The organism is Kitasatospora sp. NPDC004615 (genome assembly GCF_042873545.1).
GTDB lineage: Bacteria > Actinomycetota > Actinomycetes > Streptomycetales > Streptomycetaceae > Kitasatospora.
Genome location: NZ_JBIALQ010000006.1, coordinates 183,621 through 208,778, shown reverse-complemented (window position 1 = coordinate 208,778; position 25,158 = coordinate 183,621). Strand labels below are relative to the sequence as shown.

Annotated in this window: 23 protein-coding genes and 1 tRNA gene; 15 read left to right on the top strand and 9 right to left on the bottom strand. The window is 72.4% G+C overall.

Going from position 1 to position 25,158, the window contains the following annotated elements:
• The first annotated feature begins 62 nt into the window (after positions 1-62).
• The 4 genes from ACFYS8_RS22075 to ACFYS8_RS22060 all read left to right on the top strand — a co-directional run bounded on the left by ACFYS8_RS22075 (position 63) and on the right by ACFYS8_RS22060 (position 4,110).
• Positions 63-1,157: an alpha/beta hydrolase gene (locus ACFYS8_RS22075; protein ID WP_387643208.1), complete on the top strand. Its 1,095-nt coding sequence runs from the start codon at positions 63-65 to the stop codon at positions 1,155-1,157.
• A gap of 22 nt (positions 1,158-1,179) precedes the next feature.
• A complete protein-coding gene (locus ACFYS8_RS22070; RefSeq protein WP_387643207.1) occupies positions 1,180-2,388 on the top strand; it encodes an acyltransferase in 1,209 nt (402 codons plus the stop codon).
• A gap of 51 nt (positions 2,389-2,439) precedes the next feature.
• Positions 2,440-2,775, top strand: a complete 336-nt coding sequence (locus ACFYS8_RS22065) for an MmcQ/YjbR family DNA-binding protein (protein ID WP_387643206.1) — start codon at positions 2,440-2,442, stop codon at positions 2,773-2,775.
• 144 nt (positions 2,776-2,919) lie between these two features.
• Entirely contained in the window at positions 2,920-4,110 is a 1,191-nt protein-coding gene (locus ACFYS8_RS22060; protein ID WP_387643205.1) for an alpha/beta hydrolase, read from the top strand.
• A 7-nt stretch (positions 4,111-4,117) separates the two neighbouring features.
• Here ACFYS8_RS22060 and ACFYS8_RS22055 read toward each other — a convergent pair whose 3' ends face one another.
• Positions 4,118-5,128 carry an aldo/keto reductase gene (locus ACFYS8_RS22055; RefSeq protein ID WP_387643204.1) on the bottom strand — a complete coding sequence of 337 codons (1,011 nt, stop codon included), beginning with the start codon at positions 5,126-5,128 and terminating at the stop codon, positions 4,118-4,120.
• Positions 5,125-5,634, bottom strand: a complete 510-nt coding sequence (locus ACFYS8_RS22050) for a MerR family transcriptional regulator (protein WP_387643203.1) — start codon at positions 5,632-5,634, stop codon at positions 5,125-5,127. Before ACFYS8_RS22050 ends, ACFYS8_RS22055 begins: the two co-directional genes overlap by 4 nt.
• A gap of 109 nt (positions 5,635-5,743) precedes the next feature.
• On the opposite strand from ACFYS8_RS22050, the gene ACFYS8_RS22045 reads away from it, so the two are divergent.
• A complete protein-coding gene (locus ACFYS8_RS22045; protein ID WP_387643202.1) occupies positions 5,744-6,571 on the top strand; it encodes a serine hydrolase domain-containing protein in 828 nt (275 codons plus the stop codon).
• Between the two features lie 178 nt (positions 6,572-6,749).
• Here ACFYS8_RS22045 and ACFYS8_RS22040 read toward each other — a convergent pair whose 3' ends face one another.
• Positions 6,750-7,574: a pirin family protein gene (locus tag ACFYS8_RS22040; RefSeq protein WP_387643201.1), complete on the bottom strand. Its 825-nt coding sequence runs from the start codon at positions 7,572-7,574 to the stop codon at positions 6,750-6,752.
• A gap of 247 nt (positions 7,575-7,821) precedes the next feature.
• Here ACFYS8_RS22040 and ACFYS8_RS22035 point away from each other — a divergent pair, with 247 nt between their 5' ends.
• From ACFYS8_RS22035 to fabF, 5 genes are all read left to right on the top strand, one after another.
• On the top strand, positions 7,822-9,018 hold the full coding sequence (locus tag ACFYS8_RS22035; RefSeq protein ID WP_387643200.1) for a PucR family transcriptional regulator: 1,197 nt from the start codon (positions 7,822-7,824) through the stop codon (positions 9,016-9,018).
• Between the two features lie 90 nt (positions 9,019-9,108).
• On the top strand, positions 9,109-10,047 hold the full coding sequence (locus ACFYS8_RS22030; protein WP_387643199.1) for an ACP S-malonyltransferase: 939 nt from the start codon (positions 9,109-9,111) through the stop codon (positions 10,045-10,047).
• The gene (locus ACFYS8_RS22025; RefSeq protein ID WP_387643198.1) at positions 10,044-11,072 is read left to right on the top strand and encodes a beta-ketoacyl-ACP synthase III; all 1,029 of its coding nucleotides are present in this window, start codon (positions 10,044-10,046) and stop codon (positions 11,070-11,072) included. The genes ACFYS8_RS22030 and ACFYS8_RS22025 overlap by 4 nt, the downstream gene beginning before the upstream one ends.
• Positions 11,073-11,151: 79 nt before the next feature.
• The gene (locus ACFYS8_RS22020) at positions 11,152-11,394 is read left to right on the top strand and encodes an acyl carrier protein (RefSeq protein WP_073812203.1); all 243 of its coding nucleotides are present in this window, start codon (positions 11,152-11,154) and stop codon (positions 11,392-11,394) included.
• 105 nt (positions 11,395-11,499) lie between these two features.
• Positions 11,500-12,768, top strand: coding sequence for a beta-ketoacyl-ACP synthase II (gene fabF, locus ACFYS8_RS22015; protein WP_387643197.1), 1,269 nt, complete (start codon positions 11,500-11,502; stop codon positions 12,766-12,768).
• 96 nt (positions 12,769-12,864) lie between these two features.
• On the opposite strand, the gene ACFYS8_RS22010 is transcribed toward fabF, so the two are convergent.
• Both ACFYS8_RS22010 and ACFYS8_RS22005 read right to left on the bottom strand, forming a co-directional pair.
• Positions 12,865-13,359 carry a DUF3145 domain-containing protein gene (locus ACFYS8_RS22010; RefSeq protein ID WP_387643196.1) on the bottom strand — a complete coding sequence of 165 codons (495 nt, stop codon included), beginning with the start codon at positions 13,357-13,359 and terminating at the stop codon, positions 12,865-12,867.
• A gap of 291 nt (positions 13,360-13,650) precedes the next feature.
• The gene (locus ACFYS8_RS22005) at positions 13,651-14,670 is read right to left on the bottom strand and encodes an NADP-dependent oxidoreductase (protein ID WP_387643195.1); all 1,020 of its coding nucleotides are present in this window, start codon (positions 14,668-14,670) and stop codon (positions 13,651-13,653) included.
• A gap of 94 nt (positions 14,671-14,764) precedes the next feature.
• Here ACFYS8_RS22005 and ACFYS8_RS22000 point away from each other — a divergent pair, with 94 nt between their 5' ends.
• Together ACFYS8_RS22000 and ACFYS8_RS21995 are read left to right on the top strand one after the other, a co-directional pair.
• Positions 14,765-15,229: a MarR family winged helix-turn-helix transcriptional regulator gene (locus ACFYS8_RS22000; RefSeq protein ID WP_387643194.1), complete on the top strand. Its 465-nt coding sequence runs from the start codon at positions 14,765-14,767 to the stop codon at positions 15,227-15,229.
• Between the two features lie 221 nt (positions 15,230-15,450).
• A complete protein-coding gene (locus ACFYS8_RS21995; protein WP_387643193.1) occupies positions 15,451-17,004 on the top strand; it encodes an LCP family protein in 1,554 nt (517 codons plus the stop codon).
• A gap of 34 nt (positions 17,005-17,038) precedes the next feature.
• Here ACFYS8_RS21995 and ACFYS8_RS21990 read toward each other — a convergent pair whose 3' ends face one another.
• Positions 17,039-17,950 (bottom strand): 1-aminocyclopropane-1-carboxylate deaminase/D-cysteine desulfhydrase, encoded by a 912-nt coding sequence (locus tag ACFYS8_RS21990; protein ID WP_387643192.1) that lies wholly within the window; start codon positions 17,948-17,950, stop codon positions 17,039-17,041.
• An 87-nt stretch (positions 17,951-18,037) separates the two neighbouring features.
• Positions 18,038-18,490 carry a carboxymuconolactone decarboxylase family protein gene (locus tag ACFYS8_RS21985; protein WP_387643191.1) on the bottom strand — a complete coding sequence of 151 codons (453 nt, stop codon included), beginning with the start codon at positions 18,488-18,490 and terminating at the stop codon, positions 18,038-18,040.
• Between the two features lie 46 nt (positions 18,491-18,536).
• Here ACFYS8_RS21985 and ACFYS8_RS21980 point away from each other — a divergent pair, with 46 nt between their 5' ends.
• The gene (locus ACFYS8_RS21980) at positions 18,537-20,006 is read left to right on the top strand and encodes a PLP-dependent aminotransferase family protein (RefSeq protein ID WP_387643190.1); all 1,470 of its coding nucleotides are present in this window, start codon (positions 18,537-18,539) and stop codon (positions 20,004-20,006) included.
• A gap of 41 nt (positions 20,007-20,047) precedes the next feature.
• Here the strand turns inward: ACFYS8_RS21980 and ACFYS8_RS21975 are convergent, their stop codons facing one another.
• Entirely contained in the window at positions 20,048-20,674 is a 627-nt protein-coding gene (locus tag ACFYS8_RS21975) for an ankyrin repeat domain-containing protein (RefSeq protein ID WP_387643189.1), read from the bottom strand.
• 478 nt (positions 20,675-21,152) lie between these two features.
• Between ACFYS8_RS21975 and ACFYS8_RS21970 the strand changes: the two genes are divergently transcribed.
• The gene (locus ACFYS8_RS21970; protein ID WP_387643188.1) at positions 21,153-23,429 is read left to right on the top strand and encodes a collagenase; all 2,277 of its coding nucleotides are present in this window, start codon (positions 21,153-21,155) and stop codon (positions 23,427-23,429) included.
• 460 nt (positions 23,430-23,889) lie between these two features.
• Here ACFYS8_RS21970 and ACFYS8_RS21965 read toward each other — a convergent pair.
• A tRNA-Ile gene (locus ACFYS8_RS21965) sits at positions 23,890-23,963 on the bottom strand.
• 242 nt (positions 23,964-24,205) lie between these two features.
• Between ACFYS8_RS21965 and ACFYS8_RS21960 the strand changes: the two genes are divergently transcribed.
• Positions 24,206-25,120 carry a trypsin-like serine peptidase gene (locus tag ACFYS8_RS21960; protein ID WP_387643187.1) on the top strand — a complete coding sequence of 305 codons (915 nt, stop codon included), beginning with the start codon at positions 24,206-24,208 and terminating at the stop codon, positions 25,118-25,120.
• Positions 25,121-25,158 lie beyond the last annotated feature (38 nt).

Genomic DNA, 25,158 nt, shown 5'->3' with positions numbered 1-25,158 from the left:
GACGCCCCGCCACGCACCTCGTTCCTACCTTCCTCCTCGTCACCGAACGGGAGGAGGAAGCGATGCTGGGGCGTCTGCGTCGAGGGACGGCCGTCGCGGGGTTGGTGCTGGCGGCGGTGCTGGGGGTGGGGTCGTGGACGTCGGCGGATGCGCAGACGCCGCTGACGGGGCCGCCGCCGGGGTCCGCGGAGTGGGTGGCGGACACCGCGCTGGGGGTGCGGCTGCCCGATCCGACGAACGCCTCCCCGGCCGAAGTTGCGGCGTTCTTCGACGCGTTGGCCCCGGACCAGCAGCGGCAGCTCGCGTTCCGGCACCCGCAGGTCCTCGGCAATCTGGACGGCGCGCCGGTCCCCCTCCGCTACTTGGCGAACTCCCTGGCCCTCGCCCAGGAACGCGCCCGTGAGCAGGCCCGCGCCACCGACGCCTCGCTCCTGCCGGAAGAGCGCGAGCAGGCCGCCCGGAAGGCCGCCCGCTACGCCGAACTGACCGGCCGCCAACTTCTCGTCTTCGATCCTCGCGGCCGCGGCCAACTCGCCGAGGTGTTCGGCGATCTGGCCCACGCCGCCCGCACCGCCGTCCTCGTGCCCGGTTCGGACGTCGATCTGGCCTCGTCCGACCGCCTCGCCGCCATGGCGAAGGAACTGCGCGCCGCTGCCAAGGACCAGGTCGCCGTGGTGGCGTGGGTCGGCTACACCACGCCCGTCGGCGTGGGGCTGGACGCCGCCCGGGAGGAGCTCGCCCGGGCGGGGGCCCCGCGGCTGGAGCGTCTGGTCGCCGGCCTGGCCCCGCTGACCGGGCCCGCCACTCTCTTCTGCCACAGCTACGGCTCGGTGGTGTGCGGGCAGTCCGCGCCGGATCCGGCGCGGGTCTCGGGGCTGGTGGTGTTCGCCTCGCCGGGGCTGGGCCTGGAGCGGGCGGACGAGTTGAAGGTGCCGGTGTGGGCGGTGGCCCGCAATCCGGAGGACTGGATCTCGAACGTGCCGCACGTCTCGGTGTTCGGGCTCGGGCACGGCGCCGACCCGACGTCCCCGGGGTTCCACGCCCGCCTGCTGCCATCGACGGGTTCGCACGGCCACAGCGACTACTTCGCTCCCGGTTCGGCCTCGCTCGCGGCCTTCGCCGCGCTCGCCGCGACCGGCTCCCCCACCACCGCCTGACGACCTGTCGAGGAGACGTCCGATGCTGCCTGTTTCCGTTCGCCGCGCCGCGGCGACCGTCGATGCCAAGACCCCCACCACCCGTGACCGAGCGCTGGACGGCCTGCGCGCCGTCGCACTGCTCTCGGTGCCGCTCGGGCACTGGCTGCTCGGCGGGTTCACCCTCTCCGACGGCGTGCTGCACAACGCGAGTCCGCTGACGGCGCTGTCGTTCATGGCGCCGCTGAGCTGGGTGCTGCAGATGCTGGGGGTGTTCTTCCTGGTCGGCGGCCGGGCGTCGGCGCTGTCGCTGCGCCGGGCGGCCGACCGCGGGGTGGGTACCGGGGAGTGGTTGCGCGGCCGGGTGCTGCGGCTGGCCCGGCCGGTGCTGGGGGTGGCCGCGGTGTGGGCGGCGCTGATCCCGGTGCTGCGCGGGCTGGGGGTGCCGGCCGACACGGTGCGCACGGGGGCGGTGCTGATGGTGCAGCCGCTCTGGTACATCGCGATGTACCTGGCGCTGACGGCGCTCACCCCGCTGTGCGTCAAGTTCGGTGCGCGGATGAAGGGTTGGGCCTCGGCGGCGCTGCTGACGGCCGTCGCGGCGGTGGACCTGCTGCGGTACGGACCGTGGGGCGCGTCGATGCCGGGGTGGCTGAGCCTGCTGAACCTGCTGCCGGGCTGGCTGTTCGCCTACCAGCTGGGTGTGGACTGGGCACACGGCCGGATCTCCCGGGCCGGGGCGCGGCTGACGGCCTTCGGCGGGGCGGCGCTGTTCGCGGTGCTGCTGCTGGTGTTCCACTACCCGGCGAGCATGGTCGGCGTACCGGGCGCGGCCCGCACCAACTCGCACCCGCCGTCCCTGCTGGTGCTGGCGCTGGCCTCGGTGCAGGGCGGTGCGGCGATGCTGCTGAAGGACCGGCTGGGCCGGGCGCTGCGCCGGCCGCTGCTGTGGCTGCCGGTGGTGGTGGTCAACCTGGGCGCGATGACGATCTTCTGCTGGCACCAGACCGCGATGTTCCTGACCGCGCTTGCCGGTTCGCGACTGGGCACGCTGCCGGGCCTGACCGCCGCCCCCGACTCCGGCCTGTGGGCGCTGGCCCGACTGGCCTGGCTGCCGTTGTTCGCGGTGGTGCTGGCGCTGATCGGCCGCTGGGCGCGGCGTTTCGACGCCCCGTGGCCGTCCCGCGCCTGGCGGGCGGTGGCGACGGCGGGCGCGGCACTGTTCGCGGTGTACGCGCTCGGCGCGGTCTGACGTTGCGTCAATTCCCTTCGGTTGTCGGAGCCTGGCCGTACCCTGGCGGCCATGGCGACCTTCGACGAACTGATCGCGCTGGCACTGGAGCTGCCGCAGGCGCACCAGGAAACCACCTGGGAGCAGGAGACGTTCCGGGTCGGCCGGAAGATCTTCGCGATGGGACACCCGGAGTCGGGGGCGGTCTCGGTGAAGGCCACGGTGTCCGATCAGGCCGAACTGATCGCCGCCGCGCCCGAGGTGTACTCGATGGCGCCGTACACCGGCCGGTTCGGCTGGGTGCGGGTGCAACTGGCCCTGGTCGAGCCGGAGGAGCTGCGTGAACTGCTCACCGAGGCCTGGCGTTCGATCGCTCCGAAGCGCGTCCGGGACGGATACGACAGGTAGCGTCCGGGCGAATGTGACACGGAACACTGTTTGCTCCCTGCCCGGCGCGTCTGCCGCCCTCTAGTCTGGCTGACTAGTAGTTGGCAGTCGTAGCACCATCGGGCCCGGCCCGCTGCGATGTACCGGCCCGAGGGAGTGGACGCCATGCAGCGCAGGCGGGTCAAGCGGATCCTGATCGGCGTGTTCGCGGGCTGTGCCGCCCTGGTGGACGCTGGGGCGGCGGTCGCCCAGGCCACCGCGTCCAGCGAGCAGCTGGCCATCACCACGCCGCCGGCCGGCAGCGCCGCCTGGGTCGCCGACAACACCTTCGGCCGCGCCCTGCCGGACCCGGCCACCGCCGACCCGGCCGCCGTCGCCGCCTTCTTCGCCTCGCTGACGAACGCCGAACTCGACCGGCTGATCCTCGAATACCCGCTGGTGGTCGGCAACTTGGACGGTGCGCCGCCGGCCGTCCGGTACCGGGCCAACCGGGAGGCGATCGCCGCCGAACGCGACCGGGCCCGGCAGCGTTCCGAGGACCGCGCCCTGGACCCGACCGCCCGCGCGCTGGCCGCCTCCCGCGCCAACGACTCCGAGGCGCTGCTGGCCGGCGGCCGGCAGATCCTCGCCTTCGACCCGCGCGGCCGCGGCCTGGTCACCGAGGTGTACGGCGACCTGGCCGCCGCCCAGCGGGTCGCCGTCCTGGTGCCCGGCTCGGACGCCGACCTCGCCCACTTCGACCAGGCCGTCGAGCCGTTGCGCTCCCCCGCCGGCATGGCCCGCGCCCTGTTCACCGAGGAGCACGCCCAGTCCCCGAACACCCGCACCGCGGTGATCGCCTGGACCGGCTACGTCACCCCGCAGGGCCTCGGCCCGGACGCGGCCACCTCCCGGCTCGCCGAGGCCGCCGCGCCCCGCCTGGAACGGCTGCTCGCCGGGCTGAAGCAGACCAGCCACCCGGAGGCGCCGCCGACGCTGCTGTGCCACTCGTACGGCTCGGTGGTGTGCGGCACCGCCGCGCCGACCGTGCACGGCACGCAGCCCACCGACCTGGTGGCGTTCGGCAGCCCCGGGATGGGCGTCGACTCGGCCGCCGAGCTCGGCACCGGCGTCCAGGTGTGGGCGGCCCGCAACCCCGCCGACTGGATCGGCAACGTCCCCTACCTGGAGGTCGGCGGCCTCGGGCACGGCGCCGACCCGACCACCCAGGCGTTCGGCGCGATGACCGTCTCCTCGGCCGGCGCCAGCGGCCACAACGGCTACCTGGCCGAGGGCACCGCCAGCCGGCACAACTTCGCCGCGATCGCCCTCGGCCACTACGGCGACGTCAGCCACCCGAACAACTCCGGCAATTGACCGGACGTCACACCTCGCGGGCGTCCGAGGTGGCGCTCATGTCCGCGTAGCGGGGGCCCTGCACCCGGCCGCCGATCGGCTCCAGCTCGGCCAGCTCCGCCGCCGTCAGCTTCAGCGCGGTCGCGGCGGCGTTCTCCTCCAGCCGGCTGCGCTTGCGGGTGCCCGGGATCGGCACCACCGTCAGGCCGTGCACCTCGGCCCGCTGCTGCAGCCAGGCCAGCGCGACCTGGGCGGCCGTCACACCGCGCTCCGCGGCGACCTTCCGGATCGGCTCGACCAGCTCCGCGTTGTCCACCGCGTTCGCACCGGTGAACTGCGGCAGGTGACGGCGGAAGTCGTCCGCGCCCAGCTGCTCGGCGTTGGCGAACGCCCCGGTCAGGAAGCCCCGGCCGAGCGGCGAGTACGGCACCAGCGCGACGCCCAGCTCGGCCGCCACGGGCACCGCGGTGCGCTCCGGGCCGCGGGCGAACAGCGACCACTCGGACTGCAGCGCCGCGATCGGGTGCACCGCGTACGCCTCCCGCAGCTCCGGACCGGTCACCTCGGACAGACCCAGGTGCTTCACCTTGCCGGCCGCGACCAGCTCCGCCATCGCCCCGACCGACTCGGCCAGCGGCACCTCCGGGTTGCGGCGGTGCATGTAGTACAGGTCGATCTCGTCCACCCCGAGCCGCCGCAGCGAGGCGTCCACCGCCTGCCGGATGTACGCCGGCTCGTTGTTGACGCCCCGGTAGCTCGGGTCGTCGGCGCGCCGCTCGATCCCGAACTTGGTGGCCAGCACCACCTGTTCGCGGTGCGCCCGGACGAACGGACCGATCAGCTCCTCGTTGGCGCCCGAACCGTAGATGTCGGCAGTGTCGAACAGGGTCACCCCGAGCTCCAGCGCCCGGCCGAGGGTGGCCAGCGCCTCCTCGGTGTCGGTCGGCCCGTAGAACTCGCTCATCCCCATGCAGCCCAGGCCCTGCACACCCACGACGGGGCCGTTGCTGCCGAGCCGGGTGGTCTCGATGCTGCTCATGCGCTCTTCCTGTCCTCGATCGAATAATCGGCCGTCGTCTCAGTCGCGTCGTCGCCCGGAACGGGTGCGGCCGGCTCGCCGTAGAGATCGATCTTCCGGTCGATCACGGCGAGCGTGGCGTGCAGGTCCGCGAGCCGCTGCCGGACCTCCGCCCGGTGGTCCACCAGCAGCTGCCGGCGCTCGGCCCGGGTGGCGTCCCCGTCCCGCACCAGCTCGACGTACCGGACCATGTCGGCCACCGGCATCCCGGTCAGCCGGAGCTTCGTCAGGAACGCCAGCCGCGCCAGGTCCGCGTCGCTGTACCGGCGCTGGCCGGCGTGCGAACGGTCCACCCGGTCCAGCAGGCCGATCCGCTCGTACCAGCGCAGCGTGTGCGCAGTGAGCCCGCTGATCGCGGACACCTCGCTGATCGGATGCCGCGGCGTCCGGTCCGGCACCGCACTCGGCGCACCGAACGCCTGCTCGCAGCCCGACAGTTGAGAATCCCGCTGGGCGAACTCCGCCATCCTGCCCGACCCCCGCTCTCGACGACGGCTCCGACGCTACTCAGTTGGAGCGCACTCCAAGCAAGCCTGGCACACCGGATCTCCCGGACCGTCGTTTAGAGTTCGGCCCATGCAGAGCTTGCGGATGATCGAGGACTGGCCCGTACCGAACGCCGCTGCGGCGGTCGTACGCGGAAGCGACGGCGCCCTGCTCGGCGCACACGGCCCGCAGGACCACCTGTTCCCGCTCGCCTCCGTCACCAAGCTGCTCAGCGCGTACGCCGCACTGATCGCCGTCGAGGAAGGCGTCTTCGAACTCGACGACCCGGCCGGCCCCGACGGCTCCACCGTCCGCCACCTGCTGGCCCACACCTCCGGCCTGGCCTTCGACGAACACCGCGTGATGGCCGCCCCCGGCAACCGCCGCCTCTACTCCAACGCCGGCTTCGAAGTCCTCGCCGCCACCCTGGAACACGCCTCCGGCATCCCGTTCGCCCAGTACGCGGCCGAAGCCGTCTTCCAGCCGCTCGGCATGCACGCCACCCTGATCAACACCGCCCACCGCGCGCCCGCCGGCGCGGGCGGCCTCTCCACCGCCGCCGACCTCGCCCGCTTCGCGGCCGAACTCCAGTCCCCCAAGCTGCTCGACCCCGCCACCCTGCACACCGCCACCCGCGAGGTCGCCTTCCCCGGCACCAGCGGCGTCCTGCCCGGCTTCGGCCACCGCCGCCCCAACGACTGGGGCCTCGGCTTCGAAATCCGCGACCACAAGACCCCGCACTGGACCGGCACCACCAACTCCCCCGCCACCTTCGGCCACTTCGGCCAGTCCGGCACCTTCCTCTGGGTCGACCCCACCGCCGACCTCGCCTGCCTCGCCCTCACCGACCGCGACTTCGGCCCGTGGGCAGCGGAGGTCTGGCCCCAGCTCAGCGACGCGGTTCTCTCCGAGATGTAAGGGGTGCGAAGCCTGGGAGAGCACCACCAGGGGCGCGGGGAACTGCGCGAAGCGGAAGGCACCTCACCGCAAGATCGCGACGCAGGACAATGACCTGCACTTGATCGCGACCTTACGGGCGTGGTGTGCGCTTGTCGCGCAGTTCCCCGCGCCCCTGTTTTCGCGCCCACGCGCTGTCTCACCCGTACTGCAACGGACTGTGCATCTCCCAGAGCAGCAGCTCCACGCCGTTCTCCCCCGCCGTCGGATCCGCGAACGCATCCCCCGTGATCCGGATCGCGTCGCCGGCGCTCGCCGACCGCCCGCCGCCCTGCGGACCGGGAACGGTCCGATAGCCGACCGAGCCCGACACCACGTGCACGTACCGGTAGGGCGCGGCCGGAAGTTCCGGCAACGCCGCCCACGCACCGGCCCGGACCAGCCAGAGCGCTGCGTCCGCCCGCCGCAGGCGCAGCGCGTCGTCCGCGGGCCGCCCGGAAGCGAGCAACGTCAGCCCGTCCTCAATCGCAACCGACCGCAGCCCGAACCCCGGTTCCGAACCGAACTGATCGGGCTGGAGCCACATTTGAAGAAACGTCACGGACGACTCCGCCCCGCCGAGGTTCCGCTCAGTGTGGTTGATGCCCGCCCCCGCGGACTGCACCTGGAGCATGCCGGGCCGGACCACGCTCGCGTGGCCCGCGTCGTCGCGGTGGGCGAGCGCGCCGTCGATCACCCAGGTGACGATCTCGGTGTCGGTGTGCCGGTGCGTGTCGTAGCCGGTGCCGGGGGCGAGCGTCTCCTCGTTGCAGGCGAGCAGCGCCCCGAAAGATGTGTTCTTCGGGTCGTAGTGCCCGGCGAAGGAGAACGCGTGAAGGGTGGTGATGCCTTCGGCGGGTTCCGACAGGTAACGCTCGCCGGCCCGGCGCAGGTCGGCGCGGCCGCGTTCCTTCCGTCCGGCCCCGGACGCGGGTGCGGCGGTTTCGAGGGGGTGCCCGTCCTGGGGCGAGGAATCCACGCTCACGGGCACCACGGTAGCCGGTGTGACGGGTGCCACCGGTCTTCTCGGCGCGGGGTGTGCACGAGCACCCGTCCGCGTGAGGCAGGCTAGTGCCGTGCCATCCGCTTCAGCGAAACCCGACAAAGCATCCGACCGGACGTCCGGCGAGCCGCCCGCCCAGGAGCGGCCCGCCGACCGGGGCCCGGATAAGAAGTCCGCGAAACGTCCGGCGCGGCCGAACGGTACCGCGGCGGTCCCCGGCCGCGGCCGGATGACCGCCGAGGAGCGCCGACTCGCTTCGGAGCGCGCCGAGTTGCGGGCGGCGACGCTGAAGCGGCTGGAGAAGTCGGCGGGCAAGCTGGCGTCCGCGGCGATTGCCCGGATGGACGATCAGCTGGCCTGGTACCGGCGGATGCCGCCGGAGCACCGTTCGTGGATCGGTCTGGTCGCGCAGGCGGGTATCGCGGCGTTCACCGAGTGGTACCGGCACCCGGAGGCGCCGCAGGCGATCTCCACCGATGTGTTCGGCACCGCCCCGCGGGAGTTGACCCGGGCGATCACGCTGCGGCAGACGGTGGAGCTGATCCGCACCACGATCGAGGTGATGGAGGAGGCCATCGAGGAGGTGGCCGCGCCCGGCGACGAGGCGGGCATGCGCGAGTCGGTGCTGGTCTACGCCCGGGAGATCGCCTTCGCCACCGCCCAGGTGTACGCGCAGGCCGCGGAGGCGCGCGGCGCGTGGGACGCCCGGCTGGAGGCGCTGGTCGTCAACTCGCTGCTTTCCGGGGACGCCGACGAGGGCGTGCTGTCCCGGGCGGCGGCACTGGGCTGGGGTCAGCCGAGCCAGGTGCGGGTCGTGATGGGCAGTGCCCCGGACGGCGACAGCGAGCTGGTGGTGGAGGCCATCCGGCGGGCCGCCCGGTACGCCAAGCTGCACGTGCTGACGGGGGTGTTGGGCCGCCGCCTGGTGGTGGTGGTCGGCGGCGACAAGGAGCCGGTGCACGCCGCGCGGGCGCTGATCGGTCAGTTCGCGCCGGGCCCGGTGGTGGTCGGTCCGACGGTCGGTGACCTGCTGTCGGCGACCCGCTCGGCGCATGCCGCCGCGCAGGGCCTGAAGGCGTGTTCGGCGTGGCCGGACGCGCCACGCCCGGTGCTGGCCGACGATCTGCTGCCCGAACGCTCGCTGGCGGGCGACGAGGTGGCGCGCCGTCAGCTGGTGGAGGAGATCTACACACCATTGGAGGAGGCCGGTTCGGCACTCCTGGAGACGCTGAGTGTCTATCTGGAGCAGGCGTCCTCGCTGGAAGGTGCCGCCCGGATGCTCTTCGTCCACCCGAACACCGTGCGCTACCGGCTGCGTCGTGTGACAGATGTCACCGGCTATGCTCCATCGGACGTGCGTTCGGCGTTCACCCTGCGCATCGCCCTTGCCCTGGGGCGTCTCGGCTCCGGGCCTGACCAGGGCTGATCGCACTGTAGGGAATCCACAATCCGACGTGCTTTTCTTCGTCATCGTCGCCTACCCGCCCCACGGCGTCCGGCGAGAGAGGGTTGAACCGTGCTCGTTATCGTCGCCCCTGGACAGGGTGCCCAGACTCCCGGCTTCCTCAACCCCTGGCTCGAACTGGACGGCGTCGCCGACCGGCTGCGCCAGTGGTCGGAGGTGGCCGGCCTCGACCTGGTGCACGCCGGAACCGAGGCCTCCGAGGAGGAGATCAAGGACACCGCCGTCGCCCAGCCGCTGCTGGTGGCCGCCGGCCTGGTGACCGCTCAGGCGCTGCTGCCGCAGGGCGTTTCCGCGTCGGTCGGCGCGCTGGCCGGCCACAGCGTCGGTGAGATCACCGCCGCGGCGCTGGCGGGCGTGCTGTCCGAGCAGGACGCGCTGGCCTTCGTCCGCGAGCGCAGCCTCGGCATGGCGGAGGCCGCCGCGGCCACCGCGACCGGCATGGCGGCGGTGCTCGGCGGCGACCCGGAGGCGGTCGCCGAGAAGCTCGCCGCGCACGGGGTCACCGCGGCGAACAACAACGGCGGCGGCCAGATCGTCGCGGCCGGCACGCTGGAGCAGCTGGCCGCGCTGAAGGCGGACCCGCCGGCCGGCGCGCGGCTGATCGCGCTGAAGGTCGCGGGCGCGTTCCACACCGCGCACATGGCCCCGGGCGTGGCCCGGCTGGAGAAGCTGGCGCCCACGCTGACGGCGGCCGACCCGGCGGTGGCGTACGTGTCCAACAAGGACGGCGAGGTGGTCGGCGACGGTGCCGAGGTGCTGTCCCGTCTGGTCTCGCAGGTGTCCAACCCGGTCCGCTGGGACCTGTGCATGGAGACCCTGCAGCAGTTGGGCGCGACCGCCGTGATCGAGCTGTCCCCGGCCGGAACCCTCACCAACCTGGTCAAGCGCAACGTCAAGGGTGTCGCCACGCTGGCCCTGAAGTCCCCCGCCGATCTCGACCGGGCCCGTGAGCTCGTGGCCGAGCACGGCAAGCAGGAGAAGTCCGCATGACTGCCACCATCAAGCCGGCCACCGGCGCCCAGTTCTCGCGCATCCTCGGGGTCGGCGGCTACCGCCCGACCCGGGTGATCCCGAACTCCGAGGTGCTGAACTGGATCGACTCCTCGGACGAGTGGATCCGCTCGCGTTCCGGTATCGCGGAGCGCCGCTGGGCCGGCCCGGAGGAGACCGTCGCCGAGATGTCGGTGCAGGCGGCCGAGCGGGCCATCGCGATGTCCGGGATCGCTCCGGAGCAGATCGGCGGCGTCATCGTCGCCACCGTCTCGCACCTGAAGCAGACCCCGGCGATCGCCACCGAGATCGCCCAGCGGCTCGGCTGCGGCACCGCCCCCGCGTTCGACATCTCCGCCGCCTGCGCGGGCTTCGGCTACGGCCTGAGCCTGGCCGACGGCATGGTGCGCGGCGGCAGCGCCGAGTACGTGCTGGTGATCGGCGTGGAGCGGCTGTCCGACCTGACCGACAAGTCGGACCGCTCGACCGCGTTCATCTTCGGCGACGGCGCGGGCGCCGCGATCGTCGGCCCGTCCGACACCCCCGGCATCGGCAAGGTGGTCTGGGGTTCGGACGGCTCGCAGTCCGAGGTGATTTCGCAGACCAAGGCCTGGGACACCGCCTTCGCCAAGCCCGACGCCGTCAACGGCGCGGGCGAGGAGATCAAGTGGCCCGCGCTCCGGATGGAGGGCCAGACGGTCTTCCGCTGGGCCGTGTACGACATGGCGAAGGTCGCGCAGCAGGCGCTGGACGCCGCCGGGATCACCGCCGACCAGCTCGGCGCGTTCATCCCGCACCAGGCCAACATGCGCATCATCGACGCCATGATCAAGACGCTGAAGCTGCCCGCCGAGATCCCGGTGGCCCGCGACATCGTCGAGACCGGCAACACCTCCGCCGCCTCCATTCCGCTCGCCATGGAGCGGATGCTGGAGCGCGGCGAGGCCAAGAGCGGCGACCTGGCGCTGATCATCGGCTTCGGGGCCGGCCTGGTCTACGCCGCAGCAGTCGTTACTCTCCCCTAGGCGTTTTTCTCCGCACCACATGAAACCCGCGGCGGTCCGTCGGACCGTCCGCCGTCACCACCGAAGAGGAGCAGCCGATATGGCTACCCAGACCGAGGTTCTCGAAGGTCTCGCCGAGATCGTGAACGAGATCGCCGGCATTCCGGTCGAGGACGTCGAGCTCGACAAGTCCTTCACCGACGACCTGGACGTCGACTCGCTGTCCATGGTCGAGGTCGTCGTCGCCGCCGAGGAGCGCTTCGGCGCGAAGATCCCGGACGACGAGGTCAAGAACCTGAAGACCGTCGGCGACGCGGTGAACTTCATCGTCGCCAACGTCTGACCAGTCGTCAGGCTGCCGGTCGGGGCGCGCCAGCCGCGCCCCGACCGTCCCCCTTTCCGTCCGGCTCGTCCGGCCCCCCGCTCTACGTGAGAGAAGAAGAAACCAGTGACTGCTGAAAACCGCACCGTGGTCGTCACGGGTATCGGCGCCTTCACGCCGCTGGGCGGCGACGCCGCCACATTCTGGGAGGGCCTGCTGGCCGGCCGGTCCGGGGTCCGCGCGCTCACCGAGGAGTGGGCCGCCGACCTGCCGGTCCGGATCGCCGCCCGGGTCGCCGTCGAGCCGTCCGAAATCCTGCCCCGCCCGGTGGCCCGCAAGCTGGACCGCTCGGCCCAGTTCGCGCTGATCGCCGCCCGCGAGGCCTGGAAGGACGCCGGCTTCGAGGGCCCGGCCACCGCCGACTCCAACGAGCTGACCCCCGAGCGTCTGGGCGCGGTCATCGCCTCCGGCATCGGTGGCGTCACCACCCTGCTCGACCAGTACGACGTGCTCAAGGAGCAGGGCGTCCGCAAGGTCTCCCCGCACACCGTCCCGATGCTGATGCCCAACTCCCCGGCCGCCAACGTCGGCCTGGAGGTCGGCGCCCGGGCCGGCGTGCACACCCCCGTCTCCGCCTGCGCCTCCGGTGCCGAGGCGATCGGCTACGCGATCGAGATGATCCGCAGTGGCCGCGCCGACATCGTGGTGGCCGGCGGCACCGAGGCGGCGATCCACCCGCTGCCCATCGTCGCCTTCTCCAACATGATGGCGATGTCCAAGAACAACGACGACCCCGAGCACGCCTCCCGGCCGTACGACAAGGCCCGTGACGGCTTCGTCCTCGGCGAGGGCGCCGGCGTCGTGGTGCTGGAGTCCGCCGAGCACGCCGCCGCCCGCGGTGCCCGCGTGTACTGCGAGGCGATCGGCCAGGGCCTGTCCTCGGACGCCCACCACATCGCCCAGCCGGAGCCGACCGGCGCCGGCGTGGCCCGCGCCATCGCCGACCTGTTCGACCGCAACGAGCTGGACAAGGCCGAGGTCGTGCACGTCAACGCGCACGCCACCTCCACCCCGCAGGGTGACACCGCGGAGGTCAAGGCGCTCAGCCGCGAACTCGGCGAGCACCTCGGGCACGTGGCGATCTCCGCCACCAAGTCGATGACCGGCCACCTGCTCGGCGGCGCCGGCGGCATCGAGACGGTCGCCACCGTCCTCGCCCTGCACCACCGGATCGCCCCGCCGACCATCAACGTGGTCGACCTGGACGACGACATCGAGGCCGACATCGTCCGCGACGAGCCCCGCAAGCTCCCGGTCGAGGGCCGCATCGCCGCCCTCAACAACTCCTTCGGCTTCGGCGGCCACAACGTGGTCCTGGCCTTCCGCAGCGTCTGAGACACCACCGTCTGAGACACCCGCGCGAACAACTGCGCGACCGGCCCGGCACTCCGATCGAGTGCCGGGCCGGTCCCGTCTCCGCGCCGCTACGGGTCACACCACCTGGTGCAGCCACCTCACCGGCGCACCCTCACCCGCGTACCGGAACGGCTCCAGCTCGTCGTCCCACGGCTTTCCGAGCAGCCGGCCGATCTCCGTCTCCAGGTCGCTGCCCTCGCTGCGGGAGCGCAGCAGCACGGCCCGCAGCCGGTCCTCGGGGATCAGGATGTCGCCGTGGATGCCGGTGACGGCGTGGAAGATGCCGAGGCTGGGCGTGGAGGAGTACCGCTCGCCCTCGGCCGTGGCGCAGGGCTCGCCGGTCACCTCGTAGCGCATCATCTGCCAGCCGCGCAGCGCGGAGGCGAGCCTGGAGGCGGTGCCGGGCTCTCCCTGCCAGGAGAGTTCGGACCGCCAGTGGCCGGGCGCGGCGGGCTGCCGGATCCAGTCGAGGTTGACCCGCACCCCGAGGGCGCCCGCCACCGCCCACTCGACGTGCGGGCACAGCGCGCGTGGCGCGGAGTGGATGTAGAGCACACCACGTGTCGTCACCGGGACCTCCTGGCTGTGGACGAGGGTCGCCTTCCCCAGCTGCCTCGCGCCGTCGCCGGTCGGTACGGACCAGTGGCTACCCCGTGACGCTCAACTTATTCGACATTAGGTCATCAAATCGAGCAAAACGGACAAGCTTTCCCTCCATGCTAGTCGGTTCCCCCGGGAGGTCTACCCCCACAGCGCCCACCTCCCCCGAACGGACCTAAACGCGCGCCCCCACCGGATCGCGCATCCGGCGGGGGCGGGTTGACGCAGCAAAAGCTGTCACATCATCAGCTATTGCGCCGTTCAGACCTGTACGACCATCTTCCCGATGTTGGCGCCGTGCAGCATGCCGAGGAAGGCCTCCACGGCGTTCTCCACGCCCTCGACCACGGTCTCGTCGTAGCGCAGCGAGCCGTCCCGCAGCCAGCCGCCGACCTCCTCGAGGAACTGGCCGCGCAGCGCACTGTGGTCGCTGACCAGCATGCCCTGCAGGCGAAGGCGCTTTCCGACGGCCAGCGCCAGGTTGCGCGGCCCCGCCGGGGCGGAGGTGTCGTTGTACTGGGCGATCGCCCCGCACAGGGTGGCCCGGCCGTGCACCCGCAGGGCGCCGATCGCGGCCTCCAGGTGCTCGCCGCCGACGTTGTCGAAGTAGACGTCGATGCCGTCGGGGGCAGCCCGGCCGAGCAGCTCGGCGACCGGGCCGTCCTTGTAGTTGAAGGCGGCGTCGAAGCCGTAGTCGTCGACCAGGGTGGCGACCTTCTCGGCGGAGCCGGCCGAGCCGATGACCCGCTTCGCGCCCTTGAGCCGGGCGATCTGGCCGACCAGCGAACCGACCGCGCCGGCCGCGCCGGAGACGAACACGGTGTCGCCGGAGCGGAACGAGGCGACCTCCAGCAGCCCCGCGTACGCGGTGAGGCCGGGCATCCCGAGCACGCCCAGATAGGCGGAGAGCGGGGCGAGTTCGGGGTCGACCTTGACGGTGCGCGCCGCGTCCACGGTGGCGTACTCGCGCCAGCCGAGCCCGTGCAGCACGGCGTCGCCGACCTGGAAGCCCTCGGCGTTGCTGGCGACCACGTGGCCCACCGCACCGCCGTCCATCGGCGCGCCCAGCGCGTACGGCGGGACGTAGGACTTCACGTCGTTCATCCGCCCGCGCATGTACGGGTCGACGGACAGGTAGGCGTTGCGCACGGTGATCTCGCCCGGACCGGGCTGCCGGACGGGGGCCTCGACCAGGGCGAAGTCGCCGGGAACCGGCCAGCCCTGCGGGCGGGCGGCCAGGTGCCATTCGCGGCCGGTGGCGGGAAGGTCCTGCTGTGCCATCACACGCTCCTTATCAACCTGAAACATTCAGCGGCTCAAGTAATCCTGTGGATGAAAGGTTCATGTTGTCAACTGTTCAGCTAGACTCGGCGCCATGGAGAAGGAGCAGGTCATGGAGCAGGCACCGATTCCGACCGCCGACCCGATCACCGTGGAGGTCGTCGACCTCATGGCACGCCTGGTCGGACTCTTCCACCGCGAGTACGAGGAGGCCGCCGCCGCCCGCTCGCTGACCGGCGCGCAGGCCAAAGTGCTGGCGCTGCTGCGGCGCGGGCCGATGCCGATGCGGCACATCGCACAGACCCTCTCCTGCGAGCCGTCCAACGTCACCGGCATCGTCGACCGGCTGGAGGGCCGCGGCTTCGTCACCCGCGAGTCCGACCCGCAGGACCGCCGGGTCAAGCTGGTCGTCGCCACCGACTCGGGGCTCACCGCCTCCTCCGAACTGCGCGAATCGCTGAACTTCGCCCGCGAGCCGCTGGCCGCGCTGGACGCCCCCGAACGGGCCCAACTGCGGGACCTGCTGCGGCGGATGCTCGACTCCTCGGCCCGCGACTGACCCTCCGCCGGACCGCCCCCCGGACTCCGCGTCGGACGGTTCGGGGGTACCCCGGTTCGAGGGTCGAAAAATCTCTCCGAAATGATGGTTCGCGTGTAACCATTCCCGTCACCGCGCCGTCTAAGTGGTGACGAACGCCCCGCCGTCCGCAGTGTCGCGGAGGCGGCAAGTGCCTGCCCTCGGGCACCAGTTCCCGTTGCGCGCAGAGAGATCCCGGATCGATGACCGACGCCACCCAGAGCACTGCCGCGGCCTCGCCACGACGCCGCAGAGGCCGCCGAATAGCCCAGGGTCTCGGGGCGACCGCCGCCGTCATGGTGGTCGTCGCCGCGGGACTCGGCGCCTGGTACTACCAGCGGCTCGACCACAACATCACGACCTTCGCCCCGGAAGGCATCGCCTCCACCCGCCCGCCGGCCGGGCCTCCCGCGCCCACCGGTGGACACCCCGTCAACATCCTGCTGCTCGGCTCCGACACCCGGAGCGACGGCAACGGCGACCTCGGCGGCGGTGACGTGGGAGTCGGGCACTCCGACACCGCGATCCTGCTGCACGTCTACGCCGATCACAAACACGCCGTCGGCGTGTCGATCCCCCGGGACACCCTGGTCACTATCCCGCCGTGCCGGCTCGCGGACGGCCGGTGGACCACCGCCCGGGCCAGCCAGATGTTCAACTCGGCTTTCACCATCGGCGAGTTCAAGGACGGCAACCCCGCCTGCACGCAGAACACCGTGGAGGAGCTGACCGGCCTGCGGGTGGACCACACCCTGGTCGTCGACTTCAAGGGCTTCGCCTCCATCACCGAGGCCGTCGGCGGCGTGGACGTATGCGTGCCCAACGACGTCAACTCCTACGGCATCCAGCTGGCCAAGGGCCGGCAGACCGTCGCCGGGCAGCAGGCCGTCGACTACGTCCGCGCCCGGCACGGCCTCGGCGACAGCTCCGACATCGGCCGCATGCGCCGTCAGCAGGCGTTCATGTCCTCGCTGATCAAGAAGGTGCAGGGCGAGGGCTTCGACCTGACCACCCTGCTGCCGCTGGCCGACGCCGCCACCAAGTCGCTCACCGTCGACCCCGACCTCGGATCGCCGTACAAGCTCGCCGAGTTCGCCCAGTCGCTGCAGAACATCAAGCTCGCCGACATCCAGTTCGTCACCCTGCCTTGGCGCTTCCAGGGCGCCCGGGTCGCCATCGTGCAGCCGGACGCCGGCATCCTGTGGGACCTGCTCCGCCAGGACCGCACCCTGGACGGCCGACTCACCGGCGACACCGCGAGCCCGTCCGCCGGCGCCTCGGCCGACGCCTCGGCAGGCGCCTCCGCGTCGGCCGACCCCTCGGCCTCGGCCAGCCCGTCCGCCACCGGCAGCCCCGACAGCGCGAACCTGGACGTGCCGATCACGGTCCACAACGCCGCCAAGTCGCCCGGCCTGGCCGGACGCACCGCGACCGCGCTGCGCGGCAACGGGTACCGCAACGTCACCATCGCCGAGAACACGCCCGCCCGGAACACCACGCTGATCGAGTACGCGCCCGACCAGCGCCCCGCCGCCGAACGCCTGGCCCGGCTCTACCCCGGTGCGGAACTCCGCGCCGCCTCCGGCAGCGATGGCATCACCCTGACCGTCGGCCAGGACCGGGCCGGCGCCGACACCCCCGGCATTCCCGACGCCGGGGCCTCCGCCGGCACCATCCCGTCCACCATCCCGAACGGCATCACGGACAACACCCGGCCCGCCGACAGCGACCTCTGCGCCGACCTCAGCTTCGGCTGACCCCCGGCCGCCGGGCCCCCGGGCCCGGCGGCGCCTACGCCTCCTGGGGCGCGGCCGGGTCCGGGTCCGGAAGGCCGGTCACCACGAGGGTGACCCGCCGGTCCGCCAACTCGCCCGCCCGGGCCAGGCCGTAGACCGCGGACAACGCCTTCGCCACGTACCGGCGCTCCACCGGCACCCCGTGCCGGTGCTCGAACCCGGCGGCGAAGCGTTCCAACTCCTGCGGCACCCGCCCGTACCCGCCGCCGTGCCAGCCGTGCTCCAGCCGCCAGTTGTCGAACTCCCGGCCGTACGCGGCCAGTTGCAGCGCCGCAACCTCGCGCTCCAGGTAGCCCTCGCCGCGCAGCACCGCCACGCCGAGCGCCTGCGCGTCCGGCGGCAGACCGGCGGCGATCCCGGCCAGCGTTCCACCCGTGCCGACCGCGCAGCAGACCACGTCCCGCGTACCCAAGTCCGGCAGTTGCTCGGCCAGTTCCGCGGCGACCACCGCGGCCCCGCGCACAGCCGCCGCGTTCGACCCGCCCTCGGGCAGGACGAAGTGCCCCGCCCGCCGCTCCTGCCGCCCGGAGGCGATCTCGCGGTAGACGGAACGCTCGACGAACTCCAGCACCATGCCGTCCCGTTCGGCCCGGGCCAGCGACCAGTTCCGCGGCATTCCCGCCAGCTCGGCCCCGCGGATCACCCCGACGCTCTCCAGCCCGAGCGCCCGCGCCGCCGCGGCCACCGCCCGCACATGCGTGGAGTACGCCCCGCCGTAGGTGAGCAGCGCCCCGCAGCCGTCCGCGACAGCCCGCTCCAGGTTCGGCGCGAGCTTGCGCCACTTGTTGCCGGGCACCGTCGGATGCGCCAGATCGTCCCGCTTCAGCCGCAGCTCGACCCCCGCGGCGGCGAGCTCCGGGTCGTCGACCACCGTCAACGGCGTGGGCAGGTCAGCGGGCACGAGCATCCACTCACCCTAACCGGGGACCGCGGGCCGGGCCTCGGGAGCTGGCGACCGTCCGTCGGCCCCCGCCTCGCCCTCTTGGGCGTCCCGTCAGAGCGTGCCGGGCGTCTTGCGGGTGGAGACGTTCATCCGGTTCCACGCGTTGGCCGTGAACACCAGGGCGATCAGCTGCGCCAGTTCGCGCTCCTCGAAGTGCTTCGCCGCCTCCTCGTACACCTCGTCCGACACACCGGAGGGCAGCAGCGTGACCGCCTCCGCGAGGGCCAGCGCCGCGCGCTCCTTCTCGGTGAACAGGCTGGACTCCTCCCACGCCGTCAGCTGGTAGATCCGCTCCTCGCTCTCCCCGGCCTTCCGGGCGTCCACAGCGTGGTAACCGATGCAGTACGCGCACTTGTTGACCTGCGCGACCCGGATCTGCACCAGCTCCAGCAGCTCGGGGTCCAGCCCCTCGCGGGCGGCCGCGTCGAGCGCCAGGACGGCCTTGAAGACCTTGGGGGCGACGGCGGAGAAGTCCATGCGCTGCGGCACCTGAAGCGTTGTCATAACTCAACCGTAGGGCGCCGATCGACCCTGGATAGGGTGCATTTCCGTGGCAGAAACATGGGTCAATTCCCCGGCCGCCTCCTCGGCCGGCGCGCCTTTCGATCCCCCGTCCGCCGTGCCGGCCGGACCGCTCGGCACCGACCTGTTCCTGGAGCTCTCCGGCCGCGGCAGCCGACGCGCCCAGCTGATGCAGGCGCTGCGCGAGGCCGTCGACTCCGGACGGCTCGCCCCCGGCACCCGGCTGCCCCCGTACCGCAGCCTCGCCCACGATCTGGGCATCGCTCGCAACACGGTGGCGGACGCGTACGCCGAACTCGTCGCCGAGGGGCGACTGTCGGCCCGCCAGGGCTCCGGCACCCGGGTCGCCCACCGGGCCGCACCGCTGCCCACCGGCCGGGACGCCCCCGCCCGCCGGACGGCTCCCCGCCCGGTGGTCCACGACCTGATGCCGTCCTCGCCCGACGCCTCCGCGTTTCCGCGGGCCGACTGGCTGGCCTCCGCCCGGCGGGCCGTCTCCGCCGCGCCCAACGACGCCTTCGGCGTCGGCGACCCGCGCGGTCGCCCCGAGTTGCGGACCGCGCTGGCCGAGTACCTGGCCCGCTCCCGGGGCGTCCGCACCGAGCCGGATCGGATCGTGGTCTGCGCCGGCTTCGCCCACGCCCTGCGCCTGCTGGGCGGAATCCTGGACGGGCCCGTCGCGGTCGAGGCGTACGGTCTGGCCTTCCACCGCGGGCTGCTGGCGGAGGCGGGCCGCCGGACCGTCCCGATCGGCGTCGATGGGGCCGGGGCCCGCACCGCCGAACTGGCCACCACCGGCGCGCGGGCCGCCCTGCTCACGCCCGCCCACCAGTTCCCCACCGGCGGCCCGCTGCACGCCGAACGCCGGGCCCTGGCGGTCGACTGGGCCCGCGTGCACGGCGGACTGCTCCTGGAGGACGACTACGACGGCGAGTTCCGCTACGACCGCCAGCCGATCGGCGCCGTCCAGGGGCTCGACCCCGACCGCGTGGTCTACCTCGGCTCCACCAGCAAGAGCCTCTCCCCCGCGCTGCGGCTCGGCTGGATGGTGCTGCCCGGCGAACTGGTCGAGCCGGTGCTCGCCGCCAAGGGCACCCGCGAACTGACCACCGGGGTGATCGACCAGCTCACCCTGGCCGACTTCCTCGCCCGCGGCGCCTACGACCGCCACCTGCGCCGGATGCGCCGCCGCTACCGCCGCCGACGCGACCTGCTGGTCCGCACCCTCGCCGACCGCGCCCCGGACATCCGGGTCAGCGGCATCGCCGCCGGGCTGCACGCCGTGCTCGAACTCCCCGAGCACACCGAGCCGTTGGCCCTCGGCACCGCCCGCCGACTGGGCCTGGCCCTGGAGGGGCTGCGCCCCTACCGCCACCCCGACAGCACCATGCCACCCCGCGACGGCCTGGTGATCGGCTACGGCACCCCGCCCGACCACGCCTTCCCCGCTGCCCTGGATGCCCTCTGCCAGACCTTCGCCGCTCTCCCCCGCGGGTGACCGGCGGACCAAAAACGGCGCGGTGTGCCATCGACGGACGGTCATGAGGTGTCTCCCTTCCACGAATCGGATGCGGCTGCGCGCAGCAGGGCGGCCATGCCGTTGAAACCGCGGCGCTCGGCGTGCTGGAGCGCCGTTGTGCCGTCGGCGTCGGCGAGCTGTGGGTCAGCGCCCGCGGCGAGCAGCAGGCGGACGATCTCGGTGTGCGGGCCACCCCCGTCGCCGAGGATCACGGCCTCCAGCAGGGCCGTCCAGCCCAGTCGGTTGACGTGGTCGACATCGAGGTCGGTCTCCTCCAACACCGCCTGCACGTACGCGACATGGCCACGCTCGGCCGCGGGTATCAGGCTCACCCCGCCGAACCGGTTGGTCAGCCCGAAATCCGGCCCGGCGACCAGCAGGGCCCGCATCATGGCGACGCTGCCGGTGACGCCGGTGACCAGCCACGGGCTGTCCTCCCGGTGGTCCTGCGCGTCCGGATCCGCGCCGGCCGCGACCAGGAACTCGGCGACGGCCACCTGGTCGGCGAGCGCGGCCGCAAGCAGCGCCGTCCGCCCCTGCGGATCGCGCGCCTCCAGGTTCGCGCCGGCCGCCAGGGCGGCCCTGGCGGCGGCGAGGTCGCCGGTGTGCGCAGCGCCGAGCAGGCGTTGGTCGATCGCGGTCGTCATCACGGTCCTCCTCCTGAAGGGACGACAGGTACGGCACGGGCAGTCCTCGACACAGACGAGGTCGGGCCGGGCCGAACGGTGGGCCCGCCGGCTGCCTCCGACGAACCTCTCACCTCCATATTTGCCCCGCCCCCGGGCTCGATTCGTCGTCGAACCGGCCAGTCCCCGCGAGCCTTCCGGCTGATACCGACGTCATCCGATCAGTCGATGCACGACGTCCGCAGGGGCCGGCTCCGGCACCCGATGCAGAGTCGGCGATGCTGACGATCCGCTACAAGAGGCTGGCACGGGCCGGGCGTTGAGAAGTCGACACAGGCGGGGCGGCCGAGGAAACCTGGCAGGGCCGCGAACGTGGAGATTCGATCACCATGGCGATCTCCCTCTTCCGCCCGTCGGAATTCTGTGCCATTTTACATGTCACACGTCAGATGGTTGGTGCCCCCCTCGGCCCGGCCACTACCGCTCGGAGTCCCCCACCGTGCGTCATATCCGGATATCTGCCGCCCAGTTGGGCCGGCTGTTCGCACTCGCTTTCGCGCTGGTCCTCACCGTCGGGCTGTTCGCCCCACAGGGCCGCGCCTTCGCCGCCCCCACCCAGCCCGCCACCGGCGCCACCCCCGCCGACACGGCCACCACCCCCGCCTCACACCCCGTCCCGAAGTCGGCCGACGAGCCGAAGGACGCCCGCCCCACCCCGGGTCAGGTCGGGACCGGCGCCAAGTCCGCACCGCGACAGGCCACCCGGGCCCCCGCCGTCGAGTCGGTCAAGAAGCTCGGCGCGCTCGCCGCCGACGCCACCGGCTGCGACACCTCGTTGTTCGGCTCCACCGGCGGCACCACCCTGGTCAACACGGTCAAGTCGGCCGGCCTGGACTGCCTGGGCAAGCTCTATTCGATCACCGGCACCGACGCGAAGAACACCTTCCGCGAGCCGCAGATGGTCGCCGTCGCCGACGCCCTGCGCACCGCCTCGGCGAGCTACGACGGCACCGACTCGGCGTCCGCCGCCCAGCTGATCGCCTTCCTGCGGGCCGGCTACTACGTCCAGTGGAACCACGCCGACGCGGTCGGCCCGTACGGCACCGCACTGCAGACCTCGATCCGCGGCGCGCTGGACGCGTTCTACGCCGCCCCGCACGCCAAGGACGTCACCGAGGCCAACGGCCAGATCCTCTCCGAGGCGGTCATCCTGATCGACTCCGCTCAGGAGAACGCCCGCTACACCGGCGTGGTCAAGGACCTGCTGGACCGCTACACCAGCTCCTGGACCGGCGGCATGTGGACCGCCGTCTCCAACACCAAGCTGGTGCTGGAGAACGGCCTCGGCACCGACTCCTTCAACGCCGCGCTGGCCGCCGACCCGTCCGTAGCCGCCTCGATCTCCGCCTTCGTCAAGCGCAACAGCTCGATGCTCAACGGCAGCGACCTGGCCACCGGCCTGGGCATCGACCTCGGCTCCTTTCTGGAGCAGCCGGTGCTGCAGGCCCAGGCCCGCCCGCTGGTCAAGGATCTGGTCAACGCCTTCCCGCTGATCGGCGCCACCGGCCCGCTCACGATGAACCTCGCCTGGTTCACCGAAAAGAAGGACGAAGGCCACTGCTCCTACTACGGGCTGTGCGACCTGCCGACCCGGCTCGCCCCGCTGGTCCTGACCGTCGACCGAATCTGCAGCCCGACCCTGCACATCCGCGCCCAGGCGCTGACCGCCGCCGAACTGGACAGCACCTGCTCCAGCCTGGCCAACGAGGACGCCCTGTTCCACAGCGTGGTCAAGGACAACGGCCCCGTCCCCGGTGACCTCAACACCCAGCTGGAGGTCGTGGTCTACGACTCCTCCTACGACTACCGCCTGTACGCCTGGTCGATGTTCGACATCGACGTGGACAACGGCGGCATGTACCTGGAGGGCAAGCCCAACGAGCCCGGTAACCAGGCCCGCTTCATCGCCCACGAGGCGGAGTGGCTGCGCCCGGCGTTCTCGATCTGGAACCTCAACCACGAGTACGCGCACTACCTCGACGGCCGCTTCGACTTCTACGGCGACTACGACGCCGGACAGACCGTCCCCAACATCTGGTGGATCGAGGGCTTCGCCGAGTACATGTCCTACACCTACCGGGACGTGCGCTACGACGACGCGATCGCGCAGGCCGCCAAGGGCACCTACAAGCTGAGCACGCTGTTCGACACCACCTACCAGAACACCGACTCCACCCGAACCTACAACTGGGGCTACCTGGCCGTCCGCTACATGCTGCAGTCGCACCCGCAGGACGTCGCCGCCTACCTGGCCAAGACCCGTAGCGGCGACTTCACCGGCGCCCGCGCCGTCATCACCGGCATCGGCACCTCGTACGACGCCGACTTCGCCACCTACCTGGCCGCCTGCGGCGCCGGCAACTGCGGCACCCGGCCGCCCGCCGCCCCGCTCTGCGCCAGCCAGGACACCCGCTCGTACGGGCAGAACTGCCGCCGCGACAACGTCGCGGCCACCACTGGCAACTACAGCTACAGCTTCCTCAACCTGCCGGCCGGCGTGAAGCAGCTCACCATCACCACCACCGGCGGCACCGGCAACGCGGACCTCTACTGGAACCCCGCCGGCTGGGCCACCACCGGCTCCTACGCCGCCAAGTCCACCAACAGCGGCAACGGTGAGACCCTGACCATCACGAACCCGCCCGCAGGCTGGGTGTACTTCAGCCTCTACGCCCAGAACTCCTTCTCCGGAGTCACCGTCACCACGCAGTACTGACCCGCCCGGTGACACCCGAGGCCCGCGGATCCCAGGACCGCGGGCCTCGCGCCGCATCCGGCTCGGCCGCCGGACTCCCCGGCCCTCCGCGCCCGGCGATCGTGGTCCCTGCCCCCGGAGTACCCGCACCGAATCATGCGTACCCAAACGGTCACCGCGCAGCAATTCCCGATGGGGTGAATCTCCCGGCCGCGGCCAACCACCGGACCGTTTCGACGTCCAGGGGGAACCACGGGCCCCGGCAAGGGCGGACAGCGATGCGGCCCAGGTCGCCGGGGCCACCCGGAAGCACCGCCCGGGGTTCGGATCCTGCCCGAGTTCCCCGGAATTCCTCGGCGCGCGCTCGCGGCGCTGCGCGCAGGAGCTGCCGGGGACGCTAATCTACGCTCAGAGCTCGACAAGTCCGGCATTTCGCCTGGCCAGGGAGCTCCATCGGCTGACGGTCGGTCAGCGGCCGAGGTAGGGCGGGTGGGACTCGAACCCACGACCAAGGGATTATGAGTCCCCTGCTCTAACCGGCTGAGCTACCGCCCCCCGACTCGACCCGCCGGGGCCGACACGCGGCCCTGGCAGCAGTGGACGGCCCCTCAGGGACGCCCCCGGCAGCATAGCCGGTCGGTCACCCCTGGTGCGCGCCGGGGGCGCATCCGGGTCCGCCCGTTCCCGTCCCGTCCGCGCCGCCCATTCGTGGCCCCGGCCACGGCCGTCCGGCGGACACCCAGACGGGCGAACCGCTCTGGAGCGACGGTGGCACCGCGCCGCACCGCGGGTGACGCTTGATCATCGGATCGGCGGCGAGTGGCGAGCGGGAGCGGGTGGCCGGGATGAAGCGGTCGGCGGGCGCGACGGCCTTGCTGGCAACGGCGGTCCTGGCGGCGGCCTGCGGCCCGTCCGGCCCCACCGGAGGGGAGAGCACCACACAGCCGCCGGCGTCGCTGCCGTCGGGCGCCCTCGCCTCGCGGATCGGCGAGCACGGCTGGAACCGGGACCGGCTGCGGGCGGCGCTCGGCAGGCGTGCCGGGACGACGCACACCGCCCTGCCGACGCCGTTGAACAGCCGGGTGGGCGCGGTGTTCACGCACGCCGCGGACGGCGACCACTTCTGCACCGCCAGCGTGGTCGGCAGCCCGGCCCGGAACCTGATCGTGACGGCGGCGCACTGCCTGGTCGATCCCGGAATCGGCACCTCCCGCACGGACCTGGTGTTCGTACCGGGCTACCGCTCCGGTGACGCGCCGTCGGGTGTCTGGCCGCTCGGCACCGTCACCGTCGACCCGAGCTGGCGCACCCGCGGCAATCAGGACCTGGACGTGGCGTTCGCCACCGTGCAGCCGCAGAACGGGCGGCAGGTACAGCAGGTGCTGGGCGCCAACCGGCTCGGCACCAACCGCGGCTACACCCTGCCGGTGAAGGTGACCGGCTACCCCAGCAGTTCCGACGAGCCGATCACCTGCACCAACACCACCGTCCAGCAGAGCCCGACCCAGCTGCGGATCGACTGCCCGGACTACACCGGCGGAACCAGCGGCAGCCCCTGGGTGACCGAGCTGGATCCGAGCACGCACACCGGCACCGTGGTCGGCGTGATCGGCGGTTACCAGCGGGGCGGCGACACCGCCGACATCTCGTACAGCAGTTACTTCGGCGACCGGGTGCAGATGCTCTACATGCAAGCGTCCCAGGCTTCCTGACACCCAGTCGGGCGGGCCCCACGCCGAGGCGTTTGCCG

What these genes read in the sequence shown, in the direction of transcription:
- ACFYS8_RS22005 (WP_387643195.1), bottom strand. Translation starts at nt 14,670, where the DNA reads ATGGCACAGCAGGACCTTCCCGCCACCGGCCGCGAATGGCACCTGGCC.
- ACFYS8_RS22070 (WP_387643207.1), top strand. Translation starts at nt 1,180, where the DNA reads ATGCTGCCTGTTTCCGTTCGCCGCGCCGCGGCGACCGTCGATGCCAAG.
- ACFYS8_RS21975 (WP_387643189.1), bottom strand. Translation starts at nt 20,674, where the DNA reads ATGACGACCGCGATCGACCAACGCCTGCTCGGCGCTGCGCACACCGGC.
- ACFYS8_RS22060 (WP_387643205.1), top strand. Translation starts at nt 2,920, where the DNA reads ATGCAGCGCAGGCGGGTCAAGCGGATCCTGATCGGCGTGTTCGCGGGC.
- ACFYS8_RS22055 (WP_387643204.1), bottom strand. Translation starts at nt 5,128, where the DNA reads ATGAGCAGCATCGAGACCACCCGGCTCGGCAGCAACGGCCCCGTCGTG.
- ACFYS8_RS22045 (WP_387643202.1), top strand. Translation starts at nt 5,744, where the DNA reads ATGCAGAGCTTGCGGATGATCGAGGACTGGCCCGTACCGAACGCCGCT.
- ACFYS8_RS22020 (WP_073812203.1), top strand. Translation starts at nt 11,152, where the DNA reads ATGGCTACCCAGACCGAGGTTCTCGAAGGTCTCGCCGAGATCGTGAAC.
- ACFYS8_RS22025 (WP_387643198.1), top strand. Translation starts at nt 10,044, where the DNA reads ATGACTGCCACCATCAAGCCGGCCACCGGCGCCCAGTTCTCGCGCATC.
- ACFYS8_RS22000 (WP_387643194.1), top strand. Translation starts at nt 14,765, where the DNA reads ATGGAGAAGGAGCAGGTCATGGAGCAGGCACCGATTCCGACCGCCGAC.
- ACFYS8_RS22050 (WP_387643203.1), bottom strand. Translation starts at nt 5,634, where the DNA reads ATGGCGGAGTTCGCCCAGCGGGATTCTCAACTGTCGGGCTGCGAGCAG.
- ACFYS8_RS21990 (WP_387643192.1), bottom strand. Translation starts at nt 17,950, where the DNA reads ATGCTCGTGCCCGCTGACCTGCCCACGCCGTTGACGGTGGTCGACGAC.
- ACFYS8_RS21985 (WP_387643191.1), bottom strand. Translation starts at nt 18,490, where the DNA reads ATGACAACGCTTCAGGTGCCGCAGCGCATGGACTTCTCCGCCGTCGCC.
- ACFYS8_RS22075 (WP_387643208.1), top strand. Translation starts at nt 63, where the DNA reads ATGCTGGGGCGTCTGCGTCGAGGGACGGCCGTCGCGGGGTTGGTGCTG.
- ACFYS8_RS21995 (WP_387643193.1), top strand. Translation starts at nt 15,451, where the DNA reads ATGACCGACGCCACCCAGAGCACTGCCGCGGCCTCGCCACGACGCCGC.
- ACFYS8_RS22065 (WP_387643206.1), top strand. Translation starts at nt 2,440, where the DNA reads ATGGCGACCTTCGACGAACTGATCGCGCTGGCACTGGAGCTGCCGCAG.
- ACFYS8_RS22035 (WP_387643200.1), top strand. Translation starts at nt 7,822, where the DNA reads ATGACCGCCGAGGAGCGCCGACTCGCTTCGGAGCGCGCCGAGTTGCGG.